Consider the following 11,742-nt stretch of genomic DNA (forward strand, 5'->3'; position numbering starts at 1 on the left):
CCGGCACATTTTGACAGGCTTTTTCAATCAGGGTATTACTTTTTTTTCATAACTTAGAATTTAATGAATGAATACTCAACCTAAGTTACGGAAGTCTGAGCAAAATGACAGGCTTCCGCCCTTAGGCGGATTCGTTCAACAGCGTCAATAAAAATAGCTTCCAAAGGCTTAAACGCAAAGTTTTTTGTATTTTTATAAACAATGTGGCTACTCGGAAAGGTTTATGTTTTCTTGTCCGTTACTTTTCGTAAACTCAAACCGTTGAAAAATGTATCCTTTAAGTTAAAAAGCCTCATTAAAAGCAATATAGAACCCATTACTATCTTTCCCCACAGCATAATCAAGTCTCACATTTATGTGTTTCTTGGTATCGAAAGTGAATCTTAAGCCCGCACCTGCAGCATAATTCCATCGGCTCATGCCATAATCTCCCCAAGTGTTGGCTGTTTGTCCTGCTGAACCAAAAGCTGCCACTCCAATTCTCCAGAAAAGCTCTTGCCTTACTTCTAATTGCCCTAGTAATAAATTGTTGTCTTGAAAATAGCCTTGAAAATAGCCTCTCATTTTTTTATTTCCACCTAATTGTGCCAATCTGTTGAAAGGAACATCACCAACATTCGACCATGAAAAAGCATTTGCTGCTAAAACCGTTTTATCTGCCGGAGAATAATAGTAGGCATAATCAAATGAGATGGCTGTATAATTATGGGTGCTTCCCGTGTATTGATGATTGAATTCAACAAAACTTTCCAGATAATGACCGTTTCTAGGGTAATAAACTGCATCTCTGGTATCATAAATCATCGCAGGCCCTAATCCACTGGTTCTATTATAGGTTCCACCAGAAAAATCTTCTTGCTGAAAACTTCCTGTATTGTCCCATTCAATGATATCATAATTCTCAAACCAATAGCGTCCACCTACAAATAAATTAGGTGCAGTTTCTTTTAATAAAAATACGCGTACTCGGGGAAAACTGGCTCGGTAGGTCGAATAAACATCCTGCTGACCATTATTTCCTATTCCATAGAAAGGATATGCATAATTATAATATCCTAGTTCGCCTATACTTCTCCATTTGTTCTGATCCCAAAATATCTGAAATGGCAAAAATATTAAGGTTTGCTGTTTGGTAGTGTAGCCAGCTGCTAATTGTATTTGGCTAGCATTAATTGGTTTTTTTCTATTTGTAAAAAAATTATATAAAATACTGGCGCCATAAAACAAACCAGATTCAGGAGTATAATAAACTACTGGAAGTGGAAAGAGCGAGTTTTTATCGGTTTCGTAAAGTGCAGTATCTAAATCTATCGTTTTTTTATCGATATTATCCTGAGAAAATGCTAATTCTGTAGCAGTCATGCTAATAGTTATAACTGCTAAAAATAAGAATATAAAGTTTTTAAAGGATTGTTCCATGATTATTGAAAATGATAAAATTATATTTTGTAATCATTTAAATTATAGATTATTTTCAGTTCGGATTTGGTTGATCTTAATCAATTCGAAATATAATGAGAAATTCTTGAAAGAGGGAGAAAGCCTTAATTCAATATTTGTCATGTATTCAGTTTTTAAACCGAGCATCTAAAGAGGCATCAGGAACAGCAGATAAAATGAAAAATATTTTTCTATTAATTATAACTCTGGCTTATTGTCTTCCATTATCTGCACAAATATCGGAAGTAGATAGTTTGCTAAATGTGGCTGAAAATTCAAACGACAGTATAAAAGTAAAGATTTACCTAGATTTAGCCATATCCTATAGGTCTTTAAAACCTGATGAAGCATTAAAATATGCAAATCATGCATTAAAAATTGCTGAGAAAAACGATAATTATTCTGACAGGGCATCTGCCTTACATGTTTTAGGGGCTGTTTATACAGTATTGGGAGATTATGAAAAATCCATTTCTAATTTACTTGAGTCATTAAGAAACTATGAGTTGCTTGGAAATTCGAAAGGGGTGGCCAATACGTCTAATAGTTTAGGGATTTTGTATTTTAACCAAGAAGATTACACAAATGCAAAACGCTATTATAGTAAAGCTTTGAGCTTAATAGATTCTTCTGAATATGCTATGAGTACTGCTGTTTATAAACTCAATATAGGAGAGGTTTACCAGGCAACAGAAGAAAATGAAAAAGCTTTAAAGTTAGAAAAAGAAGCCTATGAAATCTTCGATCAACTTGGCGATATAAATGGAATGGCTTACGCATTAGGTGTTCAGGGTAAGGTAAATCATCAACTTGGTAATCGAGAAAAAGCAATTGAGCTTACAAAACAAGCTTTAGAATATTTAATTGAGGATCAGGATTATTTAGGGGCGGTTGAGTATATAAATTTTTTGGTTAAAATTTATATAAAAAACAATAGCTTAGGATTAGCTGAAGAAAATGCGAAAACGGCTTTAGAGATGGCCAGACAAATCAATTCTCTGCAGTGGAAAATTAGAACCTTTGAAAACCTTTCTAAAATCTTTTATAATAAAGGGACTTTCCAACTAGCTTACCAGTATAAAGATTCAGCTTATTTTTATGAAAATCAATTAATGGATGAGGATAAGCAAAAACAGATAGCCAACTTAAGAATCATTTATGAATCTGAGAATAAAGAGCAGGAAAACGAAATTTTAAGAATAGATAAAGAGCTCAAACAGAAACAGATTGCTCAACAACGAATTCTTAATGTAGCAATAGGGAGCGTATTAGTAATTTTGATCGTTTTTGCCATTATTACTTTCAGAGCTAAAAATCAAAAACAAAAAGCCAATAATCAACTAAAAATTCAAAATGAAGAAATTGGCCAGCAAAGAGAGGAGATAGAAACTCAGGCTGAAACATTGAAGTCTATAAATTCTGATGTGATTCAAAAAAATCATTTAATTGAAAACAAAAATAAGAATATCACGGATAGTATAAATTATGCCAAACGAATTCAAACTGCCTTATTGCCCTTTCCTCATAGAATTAGAAAGGAACTGGAAGATTTTTTCGTCTATTATAAACCAAAAGATATCGTTAGTGGTGATTTTTACTGGTTTAGTGAATTCGAGGATAAAGTAGTAGTGGCTGTGGCCGATTGTACAGGACATGGAATTCCGGGTGCTTTTATGAGTTTTATTGGTCATGATATGTTCAACCATATCGTAAATTTTAAAGGAGTAAGCGAGCCATCTGAAATCTTAAAGCAATTGAAATTGAGTGTTATTCATATCTTAAGGCAGGAGCACAGCGATAATAGGGATGGCATGGATGTTTCAATTTGTGTGTGGGATAAAAAGAAAAATAAAGTACATTTTTCTGGTGCTAACCATTCGTTAATTTATATACAGAACAAACAGTTATATCAAATTAAAGGTAATAAAACCACTATCGGTCTTGATGAAAAGAAGAATGTTAAAGACTTTGATACCCATGAAATCAATTTGGTAGGAGATACTTGTTTTTATTTATTTTCTGATGGATATATCGACCAGTTTGGGGGTAAGAGGGATAAGAAATTTATGATTAGAAATTTTAGAGAATTACTATCCACCATCCATATGAAAAAAATGGAGACCCAAGGAATAATCATTAGAGAAACCATTGAAGAATGGACCGGAAATAGTGAGCAAGTTGATGATATTTTGGTTTGGGGATTCCGAATTTTTAGTTGACCAAAGAGGACCTTCTCGTAGTTATGAGGTATTTTGAACCAAAAACAAGCTTTTTATAATAAATATTCGTTTGTAACGCATTGAAAATAAGTTAATTAAAAGCTATCTTACTTTTTTCTATGCTTAACAGATTCATCCTATTATTTTTGCACCATGACAGAGCAAATTATTATTCTTGATTTTGGGTCTCAATACACCCAACTCATTGCCCGTAGAGTGCGAGAACTCAATGTTTATTGTGAAATTCATCCCTTTTATGATGCCCCTGAATTAACGCCAGATATAAAAGGAGTTATACTTTCTGGAAGCCCTTGTTCAGTGAGGGACGAAGATTCACCAAAAATTGATTTAACGAAATATAGAGGTAAAGTCCCACTTTTAGGAGTTTGCTATGGAGCTCAATATTTAGCTCAAAATAATGGAGGAGAAGTATTACCTTCAGAAATCAGAGAATACGGACGTGCAAAATTAACTAGCTTCGATCAAGATAATGATTTGCTGAAAAATTTAACCAAAGGCTCACAAGTTTGGATGTCCCATGGAGATACCATTAAGACTTTGCCTGAAGGATTTAAAATTATTGCAAGTACTCCTTCTGTTGAGGTAGCTGCTTTTGAATTAGAAAATGAACCAACTTATGGTATTCAATTTCATCCAGAAGTAACACATACTTTGGAGGGTAAGCAATTATTAGAGAATTTCTTAGTAAAAATTTGTGGTTGCGCCCAGGACTGGACTTCTGAAATTTTTGCAGATATAACTATTGCGGAACTTAAAGAACAATTAGGTAGCGATAAGGTAGTTTTAGGACTTTCAGGAGGGGTAGATTCTTCTGTTGCTGCCATGCTGATTCATCATGCCATAGGTAAAAATCTGTATTGTATATTTGTAGATAACGGCTTGCTCAGAAAAAATGAATTTGAGGAAGTATTGGATTCCTACAAACATATGGGGCTCAACGTTAAAGGAGTAGATGCTAAAGATCAATTCTACAAAGCTTTGGCAGGAATTTCAGATCCGGAAGGAAAGAGAAAGGCTATTGGCAAAACTTTTATTGAAGTGTTTGATCAGGAAGCAAAAGCCATAAAGGATGTTAAATGGCTGGCACAAGGAACAATTTATCCTGATATAATTGAATCCGTTTCAGTTAAAGGTCCATCGGCCACTATTAAGTCCCATCATAATGTGGGAGGCTTACCTGAAAAAATGAATTTGAAAGTGGTAGAACCGCTAAAAACACTATTTAAAGATGGTGTTCGTTCAGTAGGGAAGGCTTTGGAAATAGATCATAAGATTTTGGGAAGACATCCATTTCCTGGCCCTGGTTTAGGTATCAGGATTTTAGGTGATGTAACTCCAGAAAAAGTCCATATCATTCAAGAAGTAGATTCAATTTTTATTGGAATGATGAAGGAAAGAGGACTTTATGACCAAGTTTGGCAAGCAGGTTCCATTCTTTTACCGATTCAATCCGTTGGAGTTATGGGAGATGAAAGAACTTATGAAAAAGTAGTTGCTCTTAGAGCGGTAGCCAGTGTGGATGGAATGACAGCAGATTGGGTGCATTTGCCTTATGATTTCTTAAGCGATGTGTCCAATGAGATTATCAATAAAGTAAAAGGTGTAAATAGAGTAGTTTATGATATCAGCTCAAAGCCACCAGCTACTATCGAATGGGAGTAATTGAATTTGAACTTCATTTTAATGCTTAATTAATAAATTTAATAAATAGATCATGCGATTAAAACCAATAATAATTTTTGGAGTGATTTTATTTTTGAGTGCTTTTCAACTTAGTGCTCAAATAGACTATCAATCAGAATATTTATCAGGCAAGAATTATTTTAGGTCAGGTGACTATCAAAGGGCTCAAAATCATTTCAAGAATTTATTGGATTCAGATGACAGCAGTCCTTTTTACTTATATGGGTCCTATTTTTATGCTCTTTCTGCCTATGAGACGGGTAATAAGGAGAGAGCCATGGAAGTATTAGCGAATATAAGAACTACTCATCCTGAATGGGAAAAAATAGATGAGGTTAATCTTTGGTATGGTAAAATGTTAATGCAGGAAGGAAGTTTGACCAAAGGTTTAAACCTATTAAATAGTACCAAGAAGGATGAATTAAAAGGAATAGCTACAGAAATTAAAAAAGCTACTTTGGGTTCTTATGATAGTATCCCTTTGTTACAGAAAGCCATGGAGCTCAATCCTTATGATGAAGTATTGGCCAAATATTTGGCCATGAAAATCAATCAGCAGCCTATGGTTGATAGGCAAGTTGAATTAATGGAGTTTTTAATTGATTCATTTGATCTAAATCGAGCTAGTTATGATTTTGTAGATAAAAGCGTAACTGAAAAAAAGGATCAATACAGAGTAGCAGTCTTATTGCCATTTATGGCGGATGACCTGTCAACCTCAAAAGGTAATAAAGGAAATCAATTTGTTTTAGATATTTATCAAGGCATTAAAGTTGCTGTAAATGAGTTGAATCAAGACAGCAAGAAAATTAAGCTTTTTGCTTATGATACCTATCGCGACAGCCTTAAAACTGCTGAAATTTTAGAAAGCGGAGAATTATTAGAGATGGATATGATAATTGGCCCATTGTATCCTGTTCCTGCAGAGATGGTTCGTGCTTATTCTTATAAATTTAAAATTAATATGGTAAACCCATTGTCTACAAATTCAGAGACGATTGCTGCAAATCCATATTCTTTTTTGATGAAATCCACACCTGAAACTCGGGCAAAGACGGCAGCTCGTTTTGCTATCGATAACATGGAAAATAAAAATGCTACTATCTTTTATGGTAGTAAATCACAAGATTCCATATTTGCATATACCTATAAAAGAATATTAGAGGCAGACTCCTTTAATATTACCTGGATGGCAGGTTCGAAATCGGCCGTTGCAAGTACAGAAATACTAAGATCTCTTACGGAGGTTTATGATCCTGATACTGTTTATAATTCAGGTAAAGTTTATATAAGCAATACAGTTAAAGTAAGAGTAGGGGAAGAAGATTCACTGATTATGTCAAGAGATACCATAGGGCATATCATGGTAGCTTCTTCAGATAATCTTTTGGTATCAAATATCTTGAGCGGGCTTGATACAAGAAGAGATGGTATCCCTATTTTAGGATATGATGAATGGCTGGATTTCAATCAAATTTCCTTTGATCAATTACAACGGATGGGTGTCATTATGATAGGCCAAAATTATTTTGATTTTAGCTCTCATCAAGTAGCTGAATTTAAGGAAAATTACAGAAAAGATTATAACAAATTACCTACACAATATAGTTATGATGGATACGAAACCATGTGGTTTTTTGGTGAACAGCTTATTGAATTCGGTAATTATTTTCAATATGGGCTTTACAATGAAAGCTTTCAAGCAGGTCATCTTTATTTTGGTTTTGATTATACCAATGCTAATGATAACCAAGTGGTTCCTATCATGAAAATGGAGGGGTTGGAGTTGAGGATGTTAAATTATGAGTATATAGAAGAAAAACCATCAGTTTTTACTGACTAATTTAAAAATATTAAAAATCAATAATTTATGCTGGACAAGTCCAAAAGCAAATCATTATTTTCTAAAGCACAAAATTTTATACCTGGTGGAGTAAACTCTCCAGTAAGGGCGTTTAAAGCTGTAGGTGGCGATCCTATTTTTGTTAAAAGCGCAAAAGGAGCCTATATGTATGATGAGGATGATAATAGATATATTGACCTTATCAACTCTTGGGGTCCAATGATATTAGGACATGGAAATGAAGCAATTGAAGCAGCCGTAGCTGATGCATTAAAAAATTCTCTTTCTTTTGGAGCACCTACTGCAAAAGAAATTGAGATTGCTGAATTAATTACTTATATGGTTCCTTCCATTGAGAAAGTCCGTATGGTGAATTCAGGGACTGAAGCTACCATGTCGGCCGTGAGACTTGCAAGAGGATTTACCGGTAGAGATAAAATATTAAAATTTGAGGGATGCTACCATGGTCATGGCGATAGTTTTTTAATTGCAGCGGGAAGTGGTGCAGCAACTATGGGAACTCCAAATTCTCCAGGTGTAACAAAAGGCACTGCAAAAGATACATTAACAGCTCCTTTTAATGATTTAGATGCAGTTAAGAATATAGTAGAGCAAAATAAAGGTAAAATTGCTGCATTGATAGTTGAGCCTGTTGCTGGAAATATGGGATGTGTAATTCCTAAAAAAGGATATCTTCAAGGACTTAGAGATATATGTGATCAGGACGGGATCGTATTGATTTTTGATGAAGTAATGACAGGCTTTAGATTGTCTAAAGCTGGTGCTCAAGGAATTTATGGAGTAAAGCCTGATATCACTACTCTTGGTAAAATAATTGGTGGTGGAATGCCAGTGGGCGCTTATGGAGGTAAAAAGGAAATCATGGATTATGTATCACCTCAAGGCCCGGTTTATCAAGCTGGAACGCTTTCAGGAAACCCTATAGCTATGTCTGCTGGATTAACGATGCTACATTATTTGAATGACCATGAGGAGGTTTATGAACAAATTGGGGCATCAGGTCAATTTTTGGCAAAGGAATTAGCAAAGGTCAATAATGCTCTAGGTAAAAATTATACAATTAACCAATTAGGTTCAATGATTAGTATTTTCTTTACAGATCAAGCAGTAAATGATTTTGAGGGTGCGAAAAGTTGTGATACTGAAATGTTTGGAAAGTATTTTCAGGGGATGCTAAATGAAGGAGTATATTTGCCTCCAGCTCAGTTTGAATCATGGTTTTTATCGACTTCTTTATCTGCTGAAGATTTAGATCATATCGTAAAGTCACACGAAAAAGTTTTGAAAAACCTGTTGTAATAAACGGTTTCTGAGAAATTATTTACTATTTTTCCTTAATTTAATAAGGATTTTTCTCATTTAGAGACTACATTTATTGTAGTCCTAATTTATTATTATATTTACAGCTGTAAAAAATAGAATTATAGTGAAGATAGTAAGACTCATTCTCATCATATTGATTTCGTATTCTTTCGTATTTACTGCGGATGCTCAGTTTAGAAAAAGAAGTGAAAATAAAACAGTTACATACGAGGAAATGTATAACGATCCTTATGATATTAATAAATTATTTATTGGTATTACGCCTGCTTATGGTGATATCCATGTAACTAATATCACTTCTGGTTTTGGAGTAGATGCTACTTATTATTTAAAAGATAAGATGCATTTCAAAGCTCATGCCAGAACACCTTATTTTATTGGGAGTGATTTCGCAAGAAATGCAGCTCAGAAAAATGGATTCGATCCTCAATCAAGATCCCGAACTTATTTCTTTGCTGAAGCTAGTGCATCCTACCATATATGGGATAAAGAACAAGAGTCGGAAAGCTTGATTCCATTATATTCTAAAAATTATCAAGGTGCAGAATGGGCAGCAAAAGTACCTCAGAGAGCTCCAATACCTAATAAGAGAAGAGAAATATTATTTGCTCGATTAGGAGGTGTTTATTATGAAACTACTTCTGAATTAAGTAGAGCAATCGCTTCGCAGGGTGTAACGGTTAATCCTGTGGGGGAGACTGAAGGTTCTCCTAATTCTATAACAAGTGAAACAGAAGGCCCAGTTTTTGGTAATGTTTTAGGTGCAGGTGTCTCAGTAGGTGGAGGGTTTACCTGGATTAAAAACTTTGCTGCAAAACCTGATAAAACTTATGAAGAATTAGTGGATGACCATGTGTTTTCTACTTTTATGGATCTGTTTATTTTCCCAATGGTAACTGTAGAAAATTTCTTTCACCAGCCAACAGGGGCGACACAATTTTTTGAGTACGATGCTTCAGCGATTAATACTTTCATGTTTGGTGGAAGAATTGGAATTGATGGTCATTTTAACCGAACTCTAGGTTGGGGATATGGTGCTGAAATAGGCATGAGACCTGGTTTGGAGAAAAGAGGGTTTTATGGTCTATTAAAAATTACCTTTCCAATGTATGGTACTAAACTAGATTACAATGTGGAAGCATTTGGAAGATAAAAATCTATAAATTATTTATCAAGCTCACCTATACTGGTAATTATATATTTAATTATCTGAGTCTTTTAAACCTATTCATAATTATTATTTGTGTTTTTCGACTAAATAATAATACTTCTTATGTATTAATTGATTTTAATTCTTATTTTAAACTTTTAAAATATTAAGTAATTAAAATCAATTAGCATAATGGGAGTATTGGATCTTATCACACTGCTCATTTTCCTAGCAGCGGTTTTCACCTTTATTAATGTCAATTATTTAAAGCTGCCATCGACTATTGGTCTAATGATAATCGCATTGGTATTGTCAGTTTTAATTCTTTTATCGGGCTATGTATTCCCTGAGATCACTGATTTAGCTATTTCGATAGTCTCAGAGTTTGATTTTAAAGAAGTTCTGCTGGATGTAATGTTAAGTTTCTTATTGTTTGCTGGAGCCTTATCTATCAATGTTAAAAAATTAAAAGAGGAACGTTGGCCCATTTTAATTTTTGCAACTGTAGGGGTTTTAATTTCTACGTTTATAGTAGGCTTTTTAATGTTCTATGTATTTACGTTTTTTGGATACGAGATTGATTTAATTTATTGCCTATTATTTGGTGCATTAATTTCACCTACAGATCCAATTGCTGTTTTAGCTTTACTCTCAGAAGCTAAAGTATCTAAGAAATTAGAAATTAAAATTGCGGGTGAATCACTATTCAATGACGGTATCGGAGTAGTGACCTTTTTAACCATATTAGGTTTAGCACAAACAGGAGTAGAGAATTTTAGTATTGGAAGTACATTAGGTCTATTTGGAGTAGAAGTTGGGGGAGGAATCCTTTTAGGTGCTATTTTTGGTTTCTTCGGTTTGAAATTACTGGAAATTATAGATAATGCGCATGTTGAATTAGAGGTGTTGGTAACATTATCTTTAGTTATGGTTTCTTATCGAGCTGCTGAATTTCTCCATATTTCAGGGCCGCTAGCAGTTGTGGTTTTAGGCTTATTCCTTAGCAAGGAAGGACATGCAGCTGATTCTAAGAAAGCCACAGGAGATTATGTATATAAATTCTGGCACTTAGTAGACGAAGCACTTAATGCTATTTTATTTATTTTAATAGGTCTTGAAATTATTGTCATATCAAAAGAATATCATCCTGATTATTTCCTTATTGGTTTGTGTGCAATCGTGATCGTATTGTTTGCACGTTTAGTTGGAGTTGGTATTCCCGTTAAGATCATGCAGCTACTCAGGTCTTTTGAAAAAAATACTTTAGCCATTCTGACTTGGGGTGGATTACGTGGAGGTATTTCAGTTGCATTAGCACTTTCAATACCTGATGATTTTGAAGCTAAAAATATAATTCTGTCCGCTACTTATTCGGTAGTAGTGTTCTCAATATTAGTTCAAGGCTTAACAATTAAGAAATTAGTGCCTAAGAAATCTTAATTAATATTTAATTTATTTCTGTGGTAGAGCATTAAATAGGGTGCTCTTGATAAATACTCCGAAATTTCTAGACCAAATAATATTTGCTCGGAGCGAGCGGGTGGGAGGACAAAAAGGCGGCAATGGCACTGCATTGAAGCGTAGTCCGCTAGCTGGCCGACCACCCTTCTCTTCAAAAAGAGAAGGGAATAATGGAAGTAATCATTCTAAATTTTATTATCTACACTAAGTGCCTCCCCTCTCTTTGTAAAAGAGAGGGGCTGATTTGTCTCAGACAAATCAGGGGTGGGTTTTAATGATAAGCCTAGCCGTAAGCAGCCAAATCTATTTATATAGTAACCTGAGTTCAATTCTAATTTAGGATTCAGAACGCCTGTAAATAGTGAGTTTCAACTAAAAATTCTGAAGCAATAGCGGGCTATTGTAAGGAATTTTTAGGAAGAAAATCGCTGTTTACAGGTGGGATAGGAAAAGCCTTTCCATATAATCCAATATACTGCGTTGTCTTCCCTCGATATAGCCCGCTATATCTTCTAAAAGACGTCTTGTCTATTGAATTATATGAAAATCTGAATTTACAAATAAGAGTCGAACTCAGGTTA

General features: G+C 34.2%; 8 protein-coding genes. 6 read left to right on the forward strand and 2 right to left on the reverse strand.

Annotated elements, in window-relative coordinates; all coding sequences use genetic code 11:
• Positions 1 to 282: 282 nt before the first annotated feature.
• Positions 283 to 1,362: a BamA/TamA family outer membrane protein gene (locus tag Q0L29_RS09080; protein WP_296621012.1), complete on the reverse strand. Its 1,080-nt coding sequence runs from the start codon at positions 1,360 to 1,362 to the stop codon at positions 283 to 285.
• 194 nt (positions 1,363 to 1,556) lie between these two features.
• On the opposite strand from Q0L29_RS09080, the gene Q0L29_RS09085 reads away from it, so the two are divergent.
• From Q0L29_RS09085 to Q0L29_RS09110, 6 genes are all read left to right on the forward strand, one after another.
• The gene (locus Q0L29_RS09085) at positions 1,557 to 3,659 is read left to right on the forward strand and encodes a tetratricopeptide repeat protein (RefSeq protein ID WP_296621014.1); all 2,103 of its coding nucleotides are present in this window, start codon (positions 1,557 to 1,559) and stop codon (positions 3,657 to 3,659) included.
• A 153-nt stretch (positions 3,660 to 3,812) separates the two neighbouring features.
• A complete protein-coding gene (gene guaA / locus Q0L29_RS09090; RefSeq protein WP_296621016.1) occupies positions 3,813 to 5,342 on the forward strand; it encodes a glutamine-hydrolyzing GMP synthase in 1,530 nt (509 codons plus the stop codon).
• A 52-nt stretch (positions 5,343 to 5,394) separates the two neighbouring features.
• Positions 5,395 to 7,206, forward strand: coding sequence for a tetratricopeptide repeat protein (locus tag Q0L29_RS09095; RefSeq protein ID WP_296621018.1), 1,812 nt, complete (start codon positions 5,395 to 5,397; stop codon positions 7,204 to 7,206).
• Positions 7,207 to 7,236: 30 nt separating this feature from the next.
• Positions 7,237 to 8,526, forward strand: a complete 1,290-nt coding sequence (gene hemL / locus Q0L29_RS09100; protein ID WP_296621024.1) for a glutamate-1-semialdehyde 2,1-aminomutase — start codon at positions 7,237 to 7,239, stop codon at positions 8,524 to 8,526.
• 127 nt (positions 8,527 to 8,653) lie between these two features.
• Complete coding sequence (locus Q0L29_RS09105) at positions 8,654 to 9,703, forward strand: hypothetical protein (protein ID WP_296621019.1); 1,050 nt, start codon at positions 8,654 to 8,656, stop codon at positions 9,701 to 9,703.
• A gap of 189 nt (positions 9,704 to 9,892) precedes the next feature.
• A complete protein-coding gene (locus Q0L29_RS09110; RefSeq protein ID WP_296621021.1) occupies positions 9,893 to 11,140 on the forward strand; it encodes a sodium:proton antiporter in 1,248 nt (415 codons plus the stop codon).
• 418 nt (positions 11,141 to 11,558) lie between these two features.
• On the opposite strand, the gene Q0L29_RS09115 is transcribed toward Q0L29_RS09110, so the two are convergent.
• A partial coding sequence (locus tag Q0L29_RS09115; protein WP_296621022.1) for a hypothetical protein occupies positions 11,559 to 11,742 on the reverse strand: 184 nt, incomplete at its 5' end.

The sequence above is a fragment of the Marivirga sp. genome (assembly GCF_024636815.1).
Lineage (GTDB): Bacteria > Bacteroidota > Bacteroidia > Cytophagales > Cyclobacteriaceae > Marivirga.

Coding starts and splice junctions, on each gene's coding strand:
- Q0L29_RS09080 (WP_296621012.1), bottom strand. CDS start 1,362: ATGACTGCTACAGAATTAGCATTTTCTCAGGATAATATCGATAAAAAA.
- guaA (WP_296621016.1), top strand. CDS start 3,813: ATGACAGAGCAAATTATTATTCTTGATTTTGGGTCTCAATACACCCAA.
- Q0L29_RS09095 (WP_296621018.1), top strand. CDS start 5,395: ATGCGATTAAAACCAATAATAATTTTTGGAGTGATTTTATTTTTGAGT.
- Q0L29_RS09110 (WP_296621021.1), top strand. CDS start 9,893: ATGGGAGTATTGGATCTTATCACACTGCTCATTTTCCTAGCAGCGGTT.